Origin of the sequence: Enterovibrio makurazakiensis (assembly GCF_050336585.1) — a bacterium.
Classification (GTDB): Bacteria; Pseudomonadota; Gammaproteobacteria; order Enterobacterales; family Vibrionaceae; genus Enterovibrio; species Enterovibrio gelatinilyticus.
The window spans coordinates 22,829-41,926 of sequence record NZ_JAKJSE010000004.1 but is presented as its reverse complement, the minus strand read 5'-3'; the positions used below and the strand labels follow the sequence as shown (position 1 = coordinate 41,926).

The following is a 19,098-nucleotide window of genomic DNA, read 5'->3' as shown; positions in this document are numbered from 1 at the left end:
TACCAGATGCTTTAGTGGGTTGGGGTATAGCTTTGCACTAAGTGATAAATCGAAAGTTTCGAACTCATTTCATCTGCCGATGCTGAACCTGTGTAGGTAAGCGTCACAGGGTTGCATGGCATCAAGGTAAAGCTGGAATCATTAAAACGTCCTTCTCCCTCAAACTCAGGGTGAACAAAGAACGCGGGTTTATCGGTGGTTAACGTGATAGTCAGCGTGCCATTTTTCTCGATGACATTAGCCTCAACCTTGGCACTAGGTAACGGCAAACGCTTATACACATCGTCAAACCATGTATTCGATAACGCGTGTCCATCACAGACCATATCCACGTGGAAGAAACCTTCGTGCTTGCGCTCGTTGATCACGTTGCGATCGCACTGCCAAAGTACTTGATTCCCGTCTTCTTCCAACGTTGCTTCTACTGGCCAAGTATCAATGACTTCACCTTGCCAGTCGTACCATGTCACTTGTCCTTTGGCGCCGAGTTTACGGTGTTCATCATTGATAACATTGAGTTTCAATGTCTCTCCATCATCAATAAACACAGCCAATTGCGGAGCAAAAAAGCGCTTTGCATGATAGTGCAATTGCTTCCAACGCCCGGTGTATTCAATGCTCGACCATGAACTCACTGGCCAACAATCGTTTAACTGCCAATATAAAATTCCGCGACATACGGGCTTATTTGCACGCCAGTATTCACTGGCGGTTTTGATGGCTAACGCTTGTTGAACCTGACTCAAATACAACATCTGAGAGAAGTCCGACGGGAAACGAAAATAGCGCGTAAACATCTCTGTGATGATGCTATTGCCACGGCCGTTTTTTTGGTGTTGCTCAAAGGTTGGAGAGGTCACGTTCCAATCTTCTTCTGACGCGAAGGTTTTCACCGTAGGTAACGACGGCCAAGATTGGTAGCCAAACTCACTACAAAAACGCGGTTTGATGCTGCTGTAAGCATCAAAAGATTTACCGGAATGCCACACATCCCAAAAGTGCATGTCACCTTTGTTGTCGTCATGCCACGCATCGCCAAAGTCCAACTCACCGTTACAGGGAGAACTCGCCCAGAAGCGACGGCTAGTGTCTTCACGCTCAACCACTTCTTGTAGAACACGGCTTAGGCGATCGTAATTCACCACGTATTTCTCGCGATTCGCGCGTGACTCTGGATACCAATTGATCGCACCGATCACCTCGTTGTCACCGCACCACAATGCGAGTGATGGATGATCGCTCAGTCGGCGAACTTGCTCAGTGATTTCCTGTTCCACATCGCGAAGGAAATCAGGCGTCGAAGGGTATAAGGCGCAAGAGAACATCAAATCTTGCCACACCAGTAGACCTAATTCGTCACACAAATCGTAGAAGGTATCGCGCTCATACATGCCGCCACCCCAAACACGGATCATATTCATGTTTGCGGCTTTCGCATCTTCCAACAGACGACGATAATCTTCCGGTGTCTGCTTGCTTGGCATCGCATCCAGTGGGATCCAATTTGCGCCTTTCGCCATGATCGCTTTGTCATTGACGACAAACGTCATCGCCGCGCCCACGTCGTCTTCGCCTGTTTCTAAATACAACTCGCGAAGGCCCAAGCGTTTCTCGATCGTTTGACCGTCCGTTGTCACCGTCAGCGTATAGAGCGGTTGTTCACCGTAACCCGCAGGCCACCAGCGTTTGGGCTGAGTGACACGAAAACAACATTCCACCTCAGATCCCGTCAACGCAATGGATTGCGACATACGCTCTCCATCAGGGCTCACTAAACAACATTCGATCTGAGCAACAGTTCCCAAACTAATGTGTTCTGGGGTAATGCATTCTGCAGAAATGATAGCCGAGACATCGCAGCTACCATCGCTGTGCCATTGCTGCGCCGAACGCACTTGCTGCAGGCGAACATCAGATATAGCTTGCAAGCGAATGCTATCGTAAATACCACTCACCAATAAGCAGATACCCCAATCCCACCCAGAGTGACACTGAGTTTTTCGTAGGGTGTTCATGTGAGGGATTTGATTGTTGCCAACGGCCCACGGTACAGGGAAAGGCAGGCGTTCAGCACGCGCTTTGGCTTCAATGTCTGCGCGCTTAAGCGTCACTCTTAACGTGTTCTCACCATCACGTAAAAACGGGCGAACATCGCGGCGGTAGTGACGGAACATATTGCTGCACAGCAATATGGTTTCATCATTCAATACAATCTCTGCCATGGTGTCGACCATGCTTAAGGTCAGATCGACAGCTTTCGCATCGAGAAGATCGGCATCCACAATGAAGGTTTTCTCTAGCAGCCAATCATGCTCGCCGACCCACTGCACCTTGGTTTCATTACAGCCTAAATATGGATCTGGAATAATATCTGCAGCAAGCAAAGCACTATGCACATCTCCCGGCAACATGATGGGAGCAACAATGCTGGCATCGGTCAGAGAGGTCAGTGCCCATTCACCGTCTAATTTCAACATTGTCATGGTTAAGCCACCGCTACGTCACAGGCTGAATCAAGAATTTCAGCCGCATTCACGACCAGCTTTTTCACCGTTGTTTCAACGATAGCTTTGCCTTCGAAGCGATCCATGCCCACTAATTCAATGTCTGTTGTAATGATAACTGCATCCGCCTTCTGCACATCGCCTGACGTGATTTCGTTTTCTGTGCCAAGCGCACCTTGGGTTTCAACCTTGATAGTCCAGCCGCGAGCAATCGCCGCTTGTTCTAATGATTCGGCAGCCATGTAAGTATGGGCAACACCTGAAGGGCAGGCGGTAATGGCAACAATGTTCATGATCTTCTCCAGCACGTCTGTTTTTATAACGTTATACCCTGAAGATCATCACAGTGAGTGCAGGTGGTCGAGTTAGATTCACTGGACATTTTTATGGTGTGTTGCAAAAGCGAAGCGTGGTCAAACTTAGCAAAAACGATTGTTATGCGTGAGTCACAAATCGAGGAGAAATACCGTCACCAACTAAGACTATTTTCATTGGTTAAGTGCCTTTCACTCAGCACAAAAAAAGCACTGCCTCTTACATTGGCAGTGCTTTCTGTTATTTTGAATGCGTCAAGGCTATGCGATGTGACTGAGTGCATCCATTGATGGCGCGTAGAAGTATGCCCCGGTCACAGGCGTGGTGAAACGCAGCATCATGTCAGTTTTTCCGTCACGTTCGCCAAACATGCTTTCTAGCATTGTTTTGTGAACATGCTGAGTATGGCAATACGCAAGGAACAGTAAGCCGTGATCACCGGACACCGAACCATATGGCAGACTATGACGAACCATTTTTAGGCCTTTGCCATCTTCTTTAATATCGACACGACCTACGTGGGAAGTTGCAGGCACATCTTCCAACTCAATCGAGTCTGGCTTGGTACGTCCAATCACTTTTTCCTGCTGTTTCACCGACAGTGGCTCCCAAGCGTTAAGACGATGTACATAGCGCTGCATCATTACCACACTACCGCCAGCACACTCGCCGTCAGCAATAATCGCCACATCACGACGGTCATCTTCGCCTTCCGGGTTTTCTGTGCCGTCAATGAAGCCTGTCATGTCACGAGAGTCGAGGTAACGATAACCATAGGTCTCATCAACAACGGTAACGTCTGACGCGATATCAGAAAGGAATTTACGCAGCATGAAGAAGTTCAAATCATGGCGAGTTGAGTGAGCGTGAAGCAGAATGTCACAATCAGTCGCAGGCGCTTGGGTATCTCCCTGTCCTAATGCGCGAAAATCAACAAACTCTTCTGGAGTAGCAATACCGTTAGCTTGGCAAAAAGCCGCCGAAAACGACACTGCGGCTTTTAGATTGGCGCCTGGTTGATTGGCATTAATATCGTCAACCAGCGAGTGAATAGCTCGACATTGTTGCAGTACAGTTGATGACGAGCCAGTGACTTTTAGCACTGTGTAAAGTGCGAACGGCCCAGCATCGGCCACGATTGCTGGCTGTGAAACCGCCATTGTTACCTCCAGATAAATACAAAACGATCAGCTCACTATGTCTGATGCGAAGAAAAGTCTAAGCATAATGCCAATATTTTGCTATGACTTTGTCTCAGATCTGTAAAGGTAACTGAGAGGTCGTTAAACGGACGTAATTTCTACTTTAAGTGACGCAAATTCGTCCAATGACTCGTTACTTAGATTTACTGAAGCGGGTGTATTCAAGCCCGCACAAACCACTGGCGACATAATAGTACGCCATGCACCATCATCACATTGCTCTTGCACAACCAGTGAAATTCGAACTTCGTCAGCGGTCACTTCAAGCAATTCGGCTTTTCCGACTAAGGAGCCGCTTGGCATCCCATCATCAAATAAAATGGTTTCTTCGCCAGGGATCAGTGACACAGAGCTTTGAGCACGATGCTGCTTACCTGCGCGATCCATTTCAAAATTCACATCAACTTGCCAATCTGCCATCGCCAACGGGCTTAACATGGCACTAAATAGGACAAGCCCTTTCTTCCACTCGTTCATTTTTCTTCTCTTAAAATCGGGGCTTTAAACAAAAACTGAGTGCGACGGCTCTTAAACAAGTAAATGACCAGCCAAAGCGCAACCAGTAAGGTCACGGCGCCACTCCATTGGAAACGCCAGTGTAAAATCATTAAATGCTTGATTTGCAGTATCAAGTCAGTAAAGAACGCAGCAATAAGCAGCGCTTTCCCCCAGTGCCATATCCGGTCAAAAAATGCCGGATATCGATGAAGATTACCTGCCAGCAACATCAATACAACGGCGGGGAAACCCACACCTAACCCAATATAAAGGGCATTGTGGCTTGGATAGAACAGCGCAAGAAGATCTTGTCCCTGTTCACGGCTTACGCCTGCAATAACAAAAACCAACCATGACCTTGCTAAGAAAAGACAACTTAGCCAAAAAAGAAGGTTCGGCTTTGCATTGCCATGTTTGTCGAAGTAATCAGGTGATTGGTACAAATGCGTATTCATCTATATCTATTTTCATCGAGGCTGGGAGCAATAACACGCTGTCTATCAGCAATAAAACATTGTTCACAACTCGCAGCCTCACTGTCTCAACATTCTGTGTTGGCGGAAAGTACGTGCTCCTATAATTGCGGAGTAACGCAGTAAATTTCGCACCGAGATTCAAGTGACTTCACACTTAAGTACACAGTCGCTTAGCCTAGTGTTACGGCAGTACCACTCACGCTCACCATCAACATGCCACCGTTTGGCCCAACAACCTCGTAATCTAGGTCGATACCAACAACGGCATTCCCTCCCGCTTCAACCGCGCGTTCACGCAACTCTTCAAATGCGATCTCTCGCGCCTTGGCTAACTCACGCTCATACGCTGCTGAGCGTCCTCCGACAATATCGCGAATACTCGCAAAGACATCCTTGAAAATGTTGGCGCCGAGTATTGCTTCACCGACCACCACACCATGGTAATGAGTAATATCTCGACCTTGTACTGTTGGCGTTGTTGTTAAGATCATTTGTTTGCTTCCTTGTTTCTATTGCTAGACCTTTGACACATTTACCCGTTTTGGGTTTCGTGACAATTTGTTATCGCAGTATAATTTCACTCAATGCCCAATGTTGCTAGAAGAATGACAGACCATGACAACGACCCCCTCCTCCCCTGAAACTCAGCAAGAAGCGATGAAAATCGCTAAAGCCACGCAAAAACAGGGGCAGACTAAAGAAGAAACCAAATTAATTGCTCAAGGCATTGAAAAAGGCATCGCTCTCTATAAAAAACAACAAAAAGCCAAAGCCCGTGAGCGCGACAAAGACAAAAAGAAACAGCAACGACAAAAGAACACCGCTGCATCCCCAACCAATACCATTGTGACTGAGGTGCCAAAAACCAAGTCTACGGGTAGCAGTAATCATCTACCTTGGATATTGCTACTACTAAGCTGGATAGGATTTGTCGGGTATCTATTCATGACATAAACCTGATGCCATCAATCGTTGCATGTTAATAACGCACAACGTTTGAACGGACGAAATGAGAATAAATTGAGAGGGAACCATGAACAAAACACTTCTCGCGCTTATCAGTGGCGCCGTATTACTGATGCTTCAAGGGTGCGCACAAGGAGATGAGCCAATGAGTGACAAATCAAGAACGCCGTGTGGCGATAAGCCAAACTGCGTTTCAACGGTAGATACTCGCGAAGAATATGCCATTGCGCCATTTGCACTAGCCTCAGACGATATCACCATGCCACGTATCATTGACGTTGCGCTCACTTTGCCAGGTGCTCGTGTAGGAACACAAGAACCCGGTTATGCACGAATTGAATACGTGAGCAAAATCATGCGCTTTGTGGACGACCTCGATCTTCGCATTGAAGATGGTACCTTGATTGTTCGCTCCGAATCTCGTGTCGGCTATTCTGATTTTGGCGTTAACCGCAAACGCACTGAAGCCTTACGCGCTGCACTTCAAGCTCAAGGTCTTATCAAGTAAATGGACATCAAAGCACTGCATACTCATTGCCAAGCGCTCATCGGTGTTCGCCATGATGTGAAGTGGGGCGGTGTCGATGTCTACAGTGTTCATCAAACCAAGATGGTGTGCATCTTTTTTGACGACAGCAGAATGGCATGTAAAGTGCCTGAAGACTTGTTTGTGATGATGGCAGAGATCCCGGGATGTCGTCCCGCTCCGCATTTGGCCCGCGCAGGATGGATTGAGTTTGGCAGTGCATGCCCGTTGCCCACATCAGAACTGGAAAACATCATTAACCGTTCTTGGCATTTGGTGGTTGATAAATTACCCAAGTATGTACAAAACGCCTTGCGCCCCGTGTTAGATAACGATACTCACAAACACAAAAAAACGCAGTGAACTGACTGCGTTTTTTCTATTAGCCTTCGAGGGTGCAAACGATGTCTCTTTTGCGTTCCTCAACCCATTCTCGTTTGAAGGGTCCCCAATCAGTCAGGCGATAATAGCCATCGTTGTGGCGACGCCCATCTTGAATGAATGCTAATTCAATACCTAAACCCGCTAACGATTTAATCACGTCTTGAATAGTGCGACGCGGCCAGCCTGTCGCTTCAATCAAACGCGGAACATTGGGGCGTTCCATTTCTTCTACCAAGAAAGCGAGATACAGTCTTCTTGCAAAAACCGGATTCAGTTCCATTGAGACCTCCTAATATGACTTCCCCCATTATTCAACGAATTACAAATGAGGTATTGCGCTTGATCAATATGAACGCGCATTCACACTGGAGCGCTCTCTCACTTGAGCGTCTCTTCCGAAGCCAATGGCATTTCACCGCACCAAGCACCTTGAATGGCGTTGATGAGATTTTCAATTCTGGAGTCACCAATTCGGTAATAAACAGACTGAGACTCTTTACGTGTCGTCACCAAACCCGCCTGACGCAAAACAGTTAAATGCTGCGAGAATGCAGACTGACTTAACGTACTATTTTGCAGAAGTGCCGAGACATTACGTTCCCCTTCTCGTAACTGGCAAAGTACAAGTAGGCGCTCTGGATGCGATAAAATCCGCAGTACTTTCGCAGCGTCCGTTGCTTGGTTAATCAACTCTTCTGTCACTACCATTCCTCATAACTGATTCATTGCACGCGATTTAACTAAAGCGATATAAATTAGTCAAATCTAAATTAGCGTTTTTAATTATACTCCGAATAACAAGTGAGGGTTTGTTCTTGTATCCCTGCGCATGCCTTGCTTTCAAAACGTGGCAATGTCAATCTATCGCCAAAGACGACCAGTAAGAGGAAGCCGTCAATGACCACAGTGGTTTACGGGATAAAGAATTGCGACACCATTAAGAAAGCACTGAAATGGCTAGAAACGGAAGATAAGCCTTTCGACTTTCATGACTACCGTAAAGATGGCATTGATCAAGACATGCTAAAACAGTTCGTTGACGTATTGGGTTGGGAGGCGATGGTGAATAAACGTGGCACCACCTTCCGCGCACTGTCTGAAGAACAAAAGAGCAACTTGGATGAATCAAATGCTATCGCGCTAATGCTCGTGCAGCCTGCAATGATCAAACGCCCATTGCTTGTGCATGAAGGCCAATACCACCTTGGCTTCAAGCCCGACGAATACGCGAATATTTTCGCCAAATAAAACCATAGAAACAGATAAGTAGAAAGGACACGCATCCCCATGACAGACAGTGCTGTATTGTCTTTGGCCAAGGATTTAATCGGCCGCCCTTCCGTCACCCCTATCGATGAAGGGTGCCAAGAATTGATGATCTCTCGCTTAGAAGCGATTGGTTTCTCTATCGAACGCTTAGTGTTTGAAGACACAACAAACCTTTGGGCCCGCCGTGGTACAGAAGGCCCATTGTTTGCCTTCGCAGGTCACACCGATGTGGTGCCGTCAGGCCCAGTTGAGCAATGGCATACACCACCTTTCGAACCGACAGTCATTGATGGCTACCTTCATGGCCGTGGCGCGGCTGACATGAAAGGCTCTCTGGCTGCCATGGTCGTCGCTGCAGAACGTTTTGTGGCAGAAAATCCTGACCATAAAGGTTCTATCGCCTTTTTGATCACGTCAGACGAGGAAGGTCCGTTCATCAATGGGACGACCCGCGTTGTTGACACCTTGGTCGAACGTAACGAAATCATTGATATGTGCATTGTCGGCGAACCATCAAGCACACATGCTGTGGGCGATGTTGTGAAAAATGGCCGTCGCGGTTCAATCACTGGCGACGTCATCATCAAAGGGATCCAGGGGCATGTGGCTTACCCGCAACTGGCACGTAACCCTATTCACCAAGCTTTACCTGCGCTTGCTGAATTAGCGGCAACACAGTGGGACCAAGGCAATGCCTACTTCCCACCAACCAGTTTCCAGATCCCGAATGTGGCTTCCGGCACAGGCGCAAGCAACGTTATTCCTGGTGATTTTCATGTGCAATTCAACCTACGTTTCAGCACCGAATCGACGGTTGATGACATCAAATCACGCATTCACTCGGTGCTTGATGCACACGGGCTAGAATATGATTTAGCTTGGACCTTCAGCGGTCACCCGTTCCTGACGGACACGGGCACCCTGCTAGATGCCGTTGTTGCAGCTGTTGATGAAGTCAACCATCAGAAGCCTGAATTGCTGACCACTGGCGGCACATCAGACGGTCGCTTTATCGCGCAAATGGGTACACAAGTGATCGAACTCGGCCCTGTTAACGCCACTATCCACAAAGTGAATGAGTGCGTGAAAATTGCCGATTTAGAAAAGCTCACAGACATGTACCAAAAAGTCCTAGAGAAAGCGCTCGCCTAATGCCTTGGAGTGTCGCGTCGCTTACTGGTCAAAATCAAGAGCACCTTGTCGCTCATGGTGACTTCTTGCTACATGCCGACGTAAAGGCGGATTTTGTCCGCCTTCAATCCGCCGCGCAGGCAAAAGGGTTTGAGCTCGCGATCGCTAGCAGCTTTCGCGACTTTGCTCGTCAGCAACTGATTTGGAACAACAAGTTCACTGGCCTTCGACCTATCCTTGATGATGCCGGCACTGTAATCGACCCATCACGCCTAAGCGATGAAGAGAAAGTACGCGCAATACTTCGCTGGTCAGCGCTTCCAGGTGCAAGCAGGCACCACTGGGGCACTGATATCGACGTATATGCGACGAACCTTCTGCCGCAAGGTGTTTCTTTGCAGCTAGAGCCTTGGGAATACCTGTCAGGCCATCAAGCACCTCTGTTTACTTGGCTTGAAGATAACCTTGAGCAATTTGGCTTTTATCTTCCTTACCGTGAAGACAAAGGCGGCGTGGCTTTCGAACCTTGGCATATTAGCCACAAGGCGACCACGAAAGGATTACTTGAGCAACTCACACCAGAAACGCTGAGTGCTGTGATTGCGTCATCCGACATACAAGGGCGAGAAACTATCCTTCCCATGCTGAATTGGATATATTCACAATACATTTCCAATGTGTGTGAGGCCTGATCATGGATTTTCTAACCAACCCTTATGTGATTATTTTCATCGTGGTTGCGGTTGTGGTCAGTAACATCATGGCGCTCAAGTACACCGCAAATGCAAAGTTTGGGATGAAGCAAAAACCCAAAACTGACGACGCCAATAAACACAGTGATACACAGAAAAAAATGCCCCAAACTAACAAAGAAGATGACGAAGATGATAAGTCATCGTTTTGGTAAGTCGGCGCTTATCCAACTCTTCGCGATTCACGCGATCAAGAGCGACGTATGACGTCGCTTTTTTATTGCCCTTCTCTCCACAATTCGGTGTATCTGTTTTTTTTAGGCAAACGTTTGCTTTTTCTCTAACAGCGAACAAACACTTCTTGGTATGATGCGTTTCAAATGGATGGTAGGCGCAACGTTTCTCCGTTTCCTGCCATCCTCTGTGTGCCGTTCAACAACAGATAGGAATGTCTCAATGAGCCTCGCGGATCAAGTTCTCGCCGTTAACGACGATCTTCCCATTCGTACCCACCAGCCCGTTCACAGTGGAAAAGTCCGCTCCGTTTATTGGCTAACAGAAGCTGACAGCCAACGCCTCATTCAAGAGAAAGGCTACGATGTTGCACCCGATGCGCCACTTGCCATCATGGTGATCAGTGACCGTATTTCAGCGTTTGATTGTATTTGGCATGCGGAAGGCGGCCTGAAAGGCGTTCCAGGCAAAGGTGCTGCACTCAACGCCATTTCGAATCACTGGTTCAAGTTGTTTAAAGAACATGGCTTGGCAGACAGCCACATTCTCGACATTCCTCACCCGTTCGTTTGGATCGTTCAAAAAGCCAAACCTGTTAAAATTGAGGCCATTTGCCGCAAGTACATCACAGGTTCTATGTGGCGCTCATACGCCAAAGGCGAGCGTGAATTCTGCGGCATCGCAATGCCTGAAGGATTGGAAAAAGACAAAGCATTGCCAGAACTGCTGATCACACCGTCGACCAAAGGCATTTTGAAAGGCATCCCTGGCGTTCCGGAAGCGGATGATGTGAATATTACGCGTAAGAACATCGAAGATAACTTTGCCGCGTTTAATTTCTCGTCGGCAGATGACATTGCTCTTTACGAAACGTATCTCAAAGAAGGCTTTGGTGTGATCAGCAACGCACTTGATGCCGTTGGACAAACTTTCGTAGATACCAAGTTTGAATTCGGATATGTCTCCGATGCGTCAGGCCAAGAAAAGCTGATTTACATGGATGAAGTTGGCACACCTGATTCATCGCGTATTTGGGATACAGCCGAGTACGAAGCAGGCAACATTGTCGAAAACTCGAAAGAAGGGTTCCGTCAGTTCTTACTTGGCTACTTCCCAGACCCAGATATTTTACTCAATAAAGAACGTATGCCTGAGCGTGAAGCCTTAGCTCGTGACAACGTATTGCCAGTAGACGCCTTAATGGATATTTCTCGCACCTATGTAGGCATCGCGGAAAAAATTATCGGCAAGCCAATCCATTTGAGTGAAAATCCTAAACAAGAAATCATCGACATCTTGCGCAAAGACTATGATCTGATTGACTGACCCCATAGGTATCAACTTTCAAACATCAGATTTCGAAACAAAAAAGAGGACGCCTTAGCGTCCTCTTTTCATTTCAACGAAATCAATCTGTGGTTAACTAGACAGATAATCAACTAGTTACGATTTAATCGCTCTACAGCCGCGACAAGTGCAGGACTTAAGTTTGCCAGTTGCTCTTCAGGAACAGGCTTGCCAGAACTATCGGTGACGTTAATTGACGTTCGGTTACCCAAATCACCCAGCAGAATGTTGTAGTTTTTACGCTCTAGCTGAAGTGGTTGAACACCCAAATTTTCCCAGAACTCATCGTCTTGCTCTTTAAGAGCAACACTTAACGTGCCTTGAGAACGGTTGCGATCTTCAATCGTGAAGCCTAGTTGATCTAGAATATTCGGGAAACGCTCCCAGAATACATCATAAGGTGCACGAGCGATGATCACTGGCAAACCGCTACGGTCTTTACCCAAGCTGATAGGAATATTCTTTACCAACTCTTGTGCTTTTAGGCGTGCTTCTTCACGTAGTTCTTCATCATAACGAGAGGCAATTAAGTTCGTCATCTGAGCGTTATAACGAGAGCGAGACGCTAAGCTTAAGTTCTCAGCTTGCCCATTACGCTTCCATTCCACCATTTCGATGCGGAAGCCTTCACGACTACGTTCTTGTCGTTGCGTGAGAAGGTAACGACTCTCAATGACTTCTTCGTCATCTTCAATACTCCACACAACCCAATCGGTTTCAATGCTTCCAGCAGAGGCATGACGAACCGGAACTTGAGGGCCTGCGGTCATATCCTCAATGCTTTGCCAAAGGTGCTCGGCCTGCTCGGCACGAGGCATCCAAACCGTCACGCCTTCAGCATCTTGCTCGTAACGAGCGCCTGGAATAAGTTCAAGGATTTGCTGAGGAGGACGTATGTCAATGTTACGACCCACAGGACCGTCAAAGTCACGATCTGGAATACGATAGGCACCAGAAAACTCTGGCTCCTGATCGGGCAATAGTTGCCACTGAGACATAGGCTGAGTATTGAGATACTCGAAGTCATCGGACGCTTGACGGCGTTTATCCGCGCTTGAACAAGCCGCCAAAGAGGCAACCAGTACTCCACTCAAGGCGAGTTTAAAAACAGGTTTCATTGGATCTCCAGAGAAGCGTTACAGCACACCAGCGTCAATCAATGCCTGCTTAACCTTAGGCTGCAACGCGGTGTTGAGCGGGGTCAACGGCAGACGCAGTGTTCCATCCGCAATAAGGCCCATTTCATGTAGTGCCCATTTAACCGGAATTGGATTCGCTTCTACAAACAGATCAGTATGAAGAGGCATGATCTTCTCATTAATTGAGCGTGCTTCTTCAAGCTCACCCGCCAATGCCAATTTAATCATTTTTGCCATTTGCGCGGCAGCAATGTTATTCGATACCGAAATAACACCATGTCCGCCTGCTGCAACAAAATCCAGTCCCGTCAAATCATCACCACTTAAAAGGACAAAATCTTCGCCACAAAGTTCACGGTGAATTCGTACGCGGTCTAAATCGCCGGTCGCATCTTTGATGCCAACGATGTTTTCGAATTCAGATAAACGCGCAACGGTTTCTGGCAACATGTCTGCGACAGTACGCCCAGGCACGTTATACAGAATTTGTGGGAGTTCAGTGGATTCAGAAATCGCTTTGAAGTGTTGGAACAACCCTTCTTGAGACGGTTTGTTGTAGTAAGGCACGACGCTCAAACAACCTGCAATACCAGAACCTGCAAACATTTTGCTGAAGGTAATGGCTTCATGTGTTGCGTTTGCACCTGTTCCTGCAATAACAGGAATGCGGCCGTCTGCGAACTCTAACGTCTTCAGAACAATCTTGATGTGCTCTTCCACGGTGACGGTTGCAGATTCACCTGTTGTACCCACAGAAACGATTGCATCTGTGCCAGCATCAACATGAAAATCTACGAGATTTTTCAAACTGGTATAGTCAACTTCACCAGAGCTATCCATCGGTGTGGCTAATGCCACGATACTTCCTGAAAACATTTCCTTCTCCAAAAATGCGTTTTGTTCCATGGTACGTTTGGCGACATGCAAAAACAAGCGCTGAGACAGCGCTTAAACGCTGGCTTTGCGCGGTTGATCACCACGAAAATGAACGATATTGTCCTGACTAGCGTAATGTTGATTGCCAAACTTGTCTGAACGCATCAAAAAGCGTTATTTTCGCTTTGATATCATCAGTGAGACAGAACGGGCAGCCTTTCATTCAAACGCGAACAAGAAAGGTTTACGCTTATACCCAAACAACCAGAAGATGCAGTAATCAGGTTGCTTAGATAGACATCAAAATGACATTTTTCATGTAAGAATATGAGCGCTCAACAGTGCTACTATTTTCAATAAGGAAGACATATGCAAATGCTGACCGCCGGTGCTGCTGCACCAGAATTTACGCTTCAAGATCAAAACGGCGAAATGGTGTCGCTGAGTCAGTTCAAAGGGAAAAACAAAGTTCTGGTGTATTTCTACCCAAAAGCCATGACACCGGGTTGCATTACTCAAGCCTGTTCATTGCGCGACAGCAAAGGTGAACTCGAAGCACTGAACACTGTGGTACTTGGCTTAAGCCCAGATCCAGTGAAAAAGCTAAAGGGGTTTGAAGAAAAGAAAGAACTGAACTTCACCCTGTTGAGCGATGAAGACCATGCCATTGCTGATGCTTTTGGCGTGTGGGGTCCCAAAAAATTCATGGGCCGAGAATTCGATGGTATTCACCGTATCAGTTTCCTTGTCGGTGAAGATGGCAATATTGAACACGTGTTCAACAAATTCAAAACCAAAGACCATCACGATGTTGTGATTAGCTACCTTAAAGGCGATTAACGCAAACTGTCAGACACATTGACGCCAACTCTATATGCAGAAAACCGGCTTTCGCCGGTTTTTTCACGTTTAAACAAATGCCGAATAAACAAATGCCGAATGTGGGGTGACTAATGCGGAAATGGCAACGCCAACGCATCTGGGTATTTACGACCACGCGCAATGTTCTGAGCACGTTCAACAATCTCATCGTTTTTTAACGAAGCCGTTAGCGGCAATGTCGGGTTTTGCCAGGCATCAGGCAATGAAATCCAGCCACGTTGCTCACAGTGAGCAAGGATACGATCTGCTGCTTGAAGCGCTGACGACGCTTTTACCAATTCAATACGCGCATAACGCTCGCCTTCGAACGTTGCATCCGCTGCGCGCAAACTTGGGTCATCACCTGGGATTTGCTGCGCACCACAAAGCGGCTTTCCTCCAACCTCTGCATGTTCAAACTCAGGTAACCACTGGCTGAAATGAGAAATAGCGCGCTCTGTACGTTCGCGGATTTCAGGCCACTCCCAACCGCCCCCGGCTTTCACCACCATATGTTGCGGTAAATCCGGTTGTGCCGACGCTTCTGTGCTCGCGACCAAGCCACCATCAAACAAGGTAATGTCCTGTGTCATTCCATGAAGCTGAATAAAGCCATTTGCATAGGGGGTTAGCTGTGCCATACCTTGCGGTGTACCACGATCACCATGAACAATAACCTCTGGCCACATCCCGGCTTGCGATGGCCAGTGAGCGACATAGGCGGCTTTGTACTCCACCCAACGCTTGCGAGGGAACGATGCGAGGTCATCAACTGTACCTGTGCGGAAACCACAAGCATTGACGACAAAATCAACGTCATGAGACTGAGCCTTCCCATCACCGTCTATTGACCCAATTCGCCACCCCTCAGAAAGAGACTCGATCTTAGTGATGGTATGTTTCAGGTGAACACTGCAATGAGGTGACTGTTCTAAACCCAGCGCAGCTGTCGCCGCTAAACGAAACACACTCAGGCCATATTCTTGCACAACGACCAACGGGAATTTGAACTTATCATGTGGCATGTATTTAGCCACTGGTATCAACCATTCATCTGGTGTCTGTGGATTTTCTGGCAGTGACTCTTTCGCTAACCGCGCCAAGTCCTGTTCGTTATATAGGGTGAAGTATTGCTCAGGAGTACCGAGCACTTCGTTATCTGCGTCCTGAGCAATAAGAGTTCGGTAATGCTGCGTCAATGTCTCAAGTCGATCCAGAATGGCATCAGGCTGGCCTGAGTCTGTGGTGGGTATTGCTATCACCGTTGGACGACGATTTACCGTATCAGGGTAAGCACGCACGGTGGCGATGGACTGCTCAAGCAATGCGATACACTGCTCGTCAGAAATTTCACGGTATAAGTTGCCACCAGCATGAAGGTGGCAAATAGGAGGGCCACTCACTAAGCTATCGCCCGCTTCAAACAACAGCGTTTCAATGCCAAGTCCTGCCATTTTTAGTGCTGTCGTCGCACCCGCAACGCCACCACCAACAATACCTACTCTAAAAGGTGCTGCCGATATCGCCAGCTCAGTTCGCTCACTACCCAACAAGATCGAAATTCTCGCTCAAAAGTTTTAAAAAGTATCGGTCTGCAAAATCTGCAAAAAAGAAGAGACCGCTAAAGGTCTCTTGTTATTACCTTGCCCATGACGTTAGGGATCATTTTAGTTTGAAGATTTAGACACTGCATCTTCTTCAAGGTCATGCGATGGCAATGCATTCCACACCGCTTTGACTAAAGTCGCTAATGGAATAGCAAAAAATACGCCCCAGAATCCCCAGAACCCGCCAAAAACAAGCACTGCCACAATAATAGCAACAGGGTGTAAATTAACGGCTTCAGAGAACAAGACTGGCACCAAAACGTTGCCATCCAGCGCTTGGATAATGCCGTATGCCAGCATCAAATAGCCAAGCTCAGGACTGATCCCCCATTGAAACAGAGCCACCATGAAAATCGGCAATGTCACCGCTGCGGCACCAATATAAGGAATGAGTACAGACAAGCCTGTCGCGACACTTAACAATGCGGCATAACGCAAATCTAGCAGCGCGAAAGTTATATAACTGGCGATACCCACAATGATGATTTCAGTCACCTTGCCACGAATATAGTTCGAGATTTGCTCATTCATCTCACTGGCAACTCGATTCGTCAATTTGCGGTTTCGAGGCAAAAACGCACTGAAAGATGCCAGCATTTCATCGCGATCTTTTAGCAAAAAGAACAGTAACAATGGCACAAGAATCAAGTAGACAGCGAGCGTGGCCAAACTCACCAACGAGGCAAGAGAGCCTTTTACTGCCGTCTCTCCCAAGCCAAGCACTCGGCTTTGAAGCGTGTCGAGAAAGGCGGTCACCATCTCAGGCTGAATGACATCAGGGTACGCTTCAGGTAAGTGAGAGATATAGAACTGGAAATCGTTAAACATCGTCGGGATGTCAGCGATTAAATTAATCACCTGAGTCCAAATTGTGGGCACTAAGCCAAAACAGGCAAGTAACATGAGTCCCACAAAAAGAGTCAGCACAAAAATGACGGACATCACTCGAGGGAGCCCCAAAGAGACCATTTTAGACACTGGCCATTCCAGCAGATAAGCCAATACAATCGCCACCAACAACGGAGCCAGCAAGTTGCCGAAGAAGTAAATGACCACAAAGCCCATAATAAGTAATGTGATCAAACTGACCGCATGTGGATCTGAAAACCGTCTTTTGTACCAACGGTTAAGCATTTCTAACATGTAAATTCCCGTTTAAAGTTTGGTGACGTAAAACACCGTCGCACCAGACACAACGCTTTGCTCAAAATCAAACCCATTGCCATTTAAGTAGCGGGGAATATCCTTCACTGTACCGCTGTCTAACACGTATAGCGCTATTTGCTCTCCCTGCCCCAATGTTGCACAGGCTCTTTTGGCCATAAGCAACGCCATAGGACAACGATGCTCACGCAAATCAAGGGATTGAATTTCCATTCTTTCTCACTGATCGCTATTATCGACCGCATTGTATACTTAAACGGCGCGGAGATGTAGTTCAGGGTAACCTCGTGCTTCGTTAAGCGACACAGAACCTCTCTACGAGTTTGCTGTCTATCTATAAGATATCGCATCCATATTTCCGCGTGCTGGAGGCACCAACGTCAGTTATGCAGTTGTTTAAAAAAATGACGACAAGTCTTTTAGTCGCCTCTATTTCTCTATCATCCCCAGTGATGGCAACCAGTTACAGCAGCCTCCCAGACATTGGCACGGCAGCAGCAGGGACATTGTCGGTCGAAAAAGAAATTGAATTTGGTAAGGCTTACATGCGCATTCTGCGTGGTAGTCAACCGATCGTTAACGACCCTCTTCTTTCTGAGTATATTTCCTCGCTAGGTGCAACATTAGTTGCAAATGCAAACGATGTTAAAACGCCTTTTGAGTTCATTCTGATCCGCAATCGTGACATTAATGCGTTTGCATTCTTCGGTGGCCACGTCGCGCTTCACACGGGTCTTTTCCTTCATGCTCAAAGCGAAAGTGAACTGGCATCGGTTGTTGCCCATGAGATTGCCCACTTAACACAGCGCCATCTTGCTCGTGCCATGGAAGATCAAGCGCGACAAACACCGTTGACGATGGCAGCGCTCGTGGGCTCACTAATGCTTGCGATTGCCGCACCACAAGCAGGGATCGCTGCAGCACAAGCTACAACGGCAGCGACTATTCAAAGCCGGATAAACTATACGCGCAGCAACGAAAAAGAAGCGGATCGTGTAGGGATTGAAACGTTATCGCGTTCAGGATTTGATGTGAATGCCATGCCGCGATTCTTCACCCGCTTATCTGATCAATATCGATTTGCATCCAAGCCACCACAGTTTCTGCTGACTCACCCAATGCCAGACTCGCGTATTACAGACTCTCGTGATCGCGCACAGCAATATCCACAGAAAACCGTGCCTTACTCGCCAGAATATCAATTGGCTAGAGCAAGGGTAATTGCCCGATATACAGGTTTAGACCACAAAGCGGCGTTGGATGGATTCAATCGCGATTTAAAAAATGCTTCGCCAGCTCAAGCGCAATCCATCAATTACGGAAAGGCGCTTGTCTACATTGATAGCCGTCAGTTTGACAAAGCAGGGGCGTTGCTGGCACCACTGATCAAAGCACAACCTAATAACCGTTTTTTCCTTGATGCGATGACCGATCTGGATGTAAGCCAGAAGCATTTTGATCAAGCCTTGAAACGCTTAAACAATGCGTTGGAAAGCCAACCCAATAATCCAGTACTGCTATTAAACCGAGATTATGTGCTGGTTAAAGCTGAAAGATATAAAGAAGCCACAACAGGACTTACGCGATTCACTCATCGCTATCCGAATGACGTTAATGGCTGGTCTCTGCTTCAAGAATCTTATGACAACCAAGGGATCCGTCATGGAGCACTCGCGGCACAAGGCGAACTGTATGCTCTACAAGCACGCTGGCACAAAGCTATTAACAATTACACACAAGCTAGCCAACTGGTAGAGCTTGGCAGTCTTGATCAAGCTCGTTACGATGCGCGTATTGATCAACTTAGGGTTGAGGAAGCGCGTTTTTCTGCACTTCAACGCTAACGATACAACTATACCTCCAAGCCTGATTACGTTTTCACACACGTCGACGGCTTGGCAATGACA

At 47.3% G+C, this 19,098-nt stretch carries 23 protein-coding genes; 10 read left to right on the top strand and 13 right to left on the bottom strand.

Translation table 11 applies throughout. The features are described from left to right. Positions 1 to 11 precede the first annotated feature (11 nt). The 6 genes from L4D06_RS00250 to L4D06_RS00225 all read right to left on the bottom strand — a co-directional run bounded on the left by L4D06_RS00250 (position 12) and on the right by L4D06_RS00225 (position 5,486). Complete coding sequence (locus L4D06_RS00250) at positions 12 to 2,483, bottom strand: beta-mannosidase (RefSeq protein WP_429737468.1); 2,472 nt, start codon at positions 2,481 to 2,483, stop codon at positions 12 to 14. 2 nt (positions 2,484 to 2,485) lie between these two features. Further along, positions 2,486 to 2,797 (bottom strand): PTS fructose transporter subunit IIB, encoded by a 312-nt coding sequence (locus L4D06_RS00245; RefSeq protein ID WP_429737467.1) that lies wholly within the window; start codon positions 2,795 to 2,797, stop codon positions 2,486 to 2,488. Positions 2,798 to 3,079: 282 nt separating this feature from the next. Further along, positions 3,080 to 3,979, bottom strand: coding sequence for a Dyp-type peroxidase (locus L4D06_RS00240; RefSeq protein ID WP_274163466.1), 900 nt, complete (start codon positions 3,977 to 3,979; stop codon positions 3,080 to 3,082). A gap of 123 nt (positions 3,980 to 4,102) precedes the next feature. Next, complete coding sequence (locus L4D06_RS00235; protein WP_274163467.1) at positions 4,103 to 4,498, bottom strand: hypothetical protein; 396 nt, start codon at positions 4,496 to 4,498, stop codon at positions 4,103 to 4,105. Further along, complete coding sequence (locus L4D06_RS00230; RefSeq protein WP_274163468.1) at positions 4,495 to 4,974, bottom strand: DUF2919 domain-containing protein; 480 nt, start codon at positions 4,972 to 4,974, stop codon at positions 4,495 to 4,497. Before L4D06_RS00230 ends, L4D06_RS00235 begins: the two co-directional genes overlap by 4 nt. A gap of 191 nt (positions 4,975 to 5,165) precedes the next feature. Continuing rightward, positions 5,166 to 5,486 (bottom strand): heavy metal-binding domain-containing protein, encoded by a 321-nt coding sequence (locus L4D06_RS00225; RefSeq protein WP_429737466.1) that lies wholly within the window; start codon positions 5,484 to 5,486, stop codon positions 5,166 to 5,168. A gap of 124 nt (positions 5,487 to 5,610) precedes the next feature. Between L4D06_RS00225 and L4D06_RS00220 the strand changes: the two genes are divergently transcribed. The 3 genes from L4D06_RS00220 to L4D06_RS00210 all read left to right on the top strand — a co-directional run bounded on the left by L4D06_RS00220 (position 5,611) and on the right by L4D06_RS00210 (position 6,850). Then, a complete protein-coding gene (locus tag L4D06_RS00220) occupies positions 5,611 to 5,949 on the top strand; it encodes a DUF2956 domain-containing protein (protein ID WP_274163470.1) in 339 nt (112 codons plus the stop codon). Between the two features lie 79 nt (positions 5,950 to 6,028). Beyond that, positions 6,029 to 6,469 carry a DUF1499 domain-containing protein gene (locus L4D06_RS00215; protein ID WP_274163471.1) on the top strand — a complete coding sequence of 147 codons (441 nt, stop codon included), beginning with the start codon at positions 6,029 to 6,031 and terminating at the stop codon, positions 6,467 to 6,469. Next, positions 6,470 to 6,850 (top strand): MmcQ/YjbR family DNA-binding protein, encoded by a 381-nt coding sequence (locus L4D06_RS00210; RefSeq protein WP_429737465.1) that lies wholly within the window; start codon positions 6,470 to 6,472, stop codon positions 6,848 to 6,850. It begins immediately after the preceding gene. 19 nt (positions 6,851 to 6,869) lie between these two features. Here the strand turns inward: L4D06_RS00210 and L4D06_RS00205 are convergent, their stop codons facing one another. Together L4D06_RS00205 and L4D06_RS00200 are read right to left on the bottom strand one after the other, a co-directional pair. Then, positions 6,870 to 7,151, bottom strand: coding sequence for a winged helix-turn-helix domain-containing protein (locus L4D06_RS00205; RefSeq protein ID WP_028024704.1), 282 nt, complete (start codon positions 7,149 to 7,151; stop codon positions 6,870 to 6,872). Positions 7,152 to 7,249: 98 nt separating this feature from the next. Beyond that, the gene (locus L4D06_RS00200; protein ID WP_420791193.1) at positions 7,250 to 7,573 is read right to left on the bottom strand and encodes an ArsR/SmtB family transcription factor; all 324 of its coding nucleotides are present in this window, start codon (positions 7,571 to 7,573) and stop codon (positions 7,250 to 7,252) included. A 195-nt stretch (positions 7,574 to 7,768) separates the two neighbouring features. Here L4D06_RS00200 and L4D06_RS00195 point away from each other — a divergent pair, with 195 nt between their 5' ends. The 5 genes from L4D06_RS00195 (at position 7,769) to L4D06_RS00175 (ending at position 11,523) form a co-directional block, all read left to right on the top strand. Next, positions 7,769 to 8,119 (top strand): ArsC family reductase, encoded by a 351-nt coding sequence (locus L4D06_RS00195; protein ID WP_274163474.1) that lies wholly within the window; start codon positions 7,769 to 7,771, stop codon positions 8,117 to 8,119. A gap of 39 nt (positions 8,120 to 8,158) precedes the next feature. After that, positions 8,159 to 9,292 (top strand): succinyl-diaminopimelate desuccinylase, encoded by a 1,134-nt coding sequence (gene dapE / locus L4D06_RS00190; protein ID WP_429737464.1) that lies wholly within the window; start codon positions 8,159 to 8,161, stop codon positions 9,290 to 9,292. Next, the gene (locus tag L4D06_RS00185) at positions 9,292 to 9,963 is read left to right on the top strand and encodes a M15 family metallopeptidase (protein WP_429737463.1); all 672 of its coding nucleotides are present in this window, start codon (positions 9,292 to 9,294) and stop codon (positions 9,961 to 9,963) included. Before dapE ends, L4D06_RS00185 begins: the two co-directional genes overlap by 1 nt. A 2-nt stretch (positions 9,964 to 9,965) precedes the next feature. Next, positions 9,966 to 10,178 carry a DUF2897 family protein gene (locus L4D06_RS00180; protein WP_274163477.1) on the top strand — a complete coding sequence of 71 codons (213 nt, stop codon included), beginning with the start codon at positions 9,966 to 9,968 and terminating at the stop codon, positions 10,176 to 10,178. A gap of 241 nt (positions 10,179 to 10,419) precedes the next feature. Next, positions 10,420 to 11,523: a phosphoribosylaminoimidazolesuccinocarboxamide synthase gene (locus L4D06_RS00175; RefSeq protein ID WP_429737462.1), complete on the top strand. Its 1,104-nt coding sequence runs from the start codon at positions 10,420 to 10,422 to the stop codon at positions 11,521 to 11,523. Positions 11,524 to 11,636: 113 nt separating this feature from the next. On the opposite strand, the gene bamC is transcribed toward L4D06_RS00175, so the two are convergent. Together bamC and dapA are read right to left on the bottom strand one after the other, a co-directional pair. Further along, entirely contained in the window at positions 11,637 to 12,662 is a 1,026-nt protein-coding gene (gene bamC / locus L4D06_RS00170; RefSeq protein ID WP_429737461.1) for an NlpB/DapX family lipoprotein, read from the bottom strand. An 18-nt stretch (positions 12,663 to 12,680) separates the two neighbouring features. Beyond that, the gene (dapA, locus tag L4D06_RS00165; protein WP_274163480.1) at positions 12,681 to 13,559 is read right to left on the bottom strand and encodes a 4-hydroxy-tetrahydrodipicolinate synthase; all 879 of its coding nucleotides are present in this window, start codon (positions 13,557 to 13,559) and stop codon (positions 12,681 to 12,683) included. Positions 13,560 to 13,928: 369 nt separating this feature from the next. On the opposite strand from dapA, the gene bcp reads away from it, so the two are divergent. Then, positions 13,929 to 14,399, top strand: a complete 471-nt coding sequence (gene bcp, locus L4D06_RS00160; protein ID WP_429737460.1) for a thioredoxin-dependent thiol peroxidase — start codon at positions 13,929 to 13,931, stop codon at positions 14,397 to 14,399. 110 nt (positions 14,400 to 14,509) lie between these two features. Here bcp and L4D06_RS00155 read toward each other — a convergent pair whose 3' ends face one another. The 3 genes from L4D06_RS00155 to L4D06_RS00145 form a co-directional block, all read right to left on the bottom strand. After that, complete coding sequence (locus L4D06_RS00155) at positions 14,510 to 15,970, bottom strand: FAD-dependent oxidoreductase (RefSeq protein WP_429737719.1); 1,461 nt, start codon at positions 15,968 to 15,970, stop codon at positions 14,510 to 14,512. Positions 15,971 to 16,087: 117 nt separating this feature from the next. Then, on the bottom strand, positions 16,088 to 17,170 hold the full coding sequence (locus L4D06_RS00150) for an AI-2E family transporter (RefSeq protein ID WP_274163482.1): 1,083 nt from the start codon (positions 17,168 to 17,170) through the stop codon (positions 16,088 to 16,090). Between the two features lie 12 nt (positions 17,171 to 17,182). Continuing rightward, complete coding sequence (locus tag L4D06_RS00145; RefSeq protein WP_274163483.1) at positions 17,183 to 17,404, bottom strand: sulfurtransferase TusA family protein; 222 nt, start codon at positions 17,402 to 17,404, stop codon at positions 17,183 to 17,185. Positions 17,405 to 17,577: 173 nt separating this feature from the next. Between L4D06_RS00145 and bepA the strand changes: the two genes are divergently transcribed. After that, positions 17,578 to 19,035: a beta-barrel assembly-enhancing protease gene (gene bepA / locus L4D06_RS00140; protein WP_274163484.1), complete on the top strand. Its 1,458-nt coding sequence runs from the start codon at positions 17,578 to 17,580 to the stop codon at positions 19,033 to 19,035. The last annotated feature ends 63 nt before the right edge of the window (positions 19,036 to 19,098 follow it).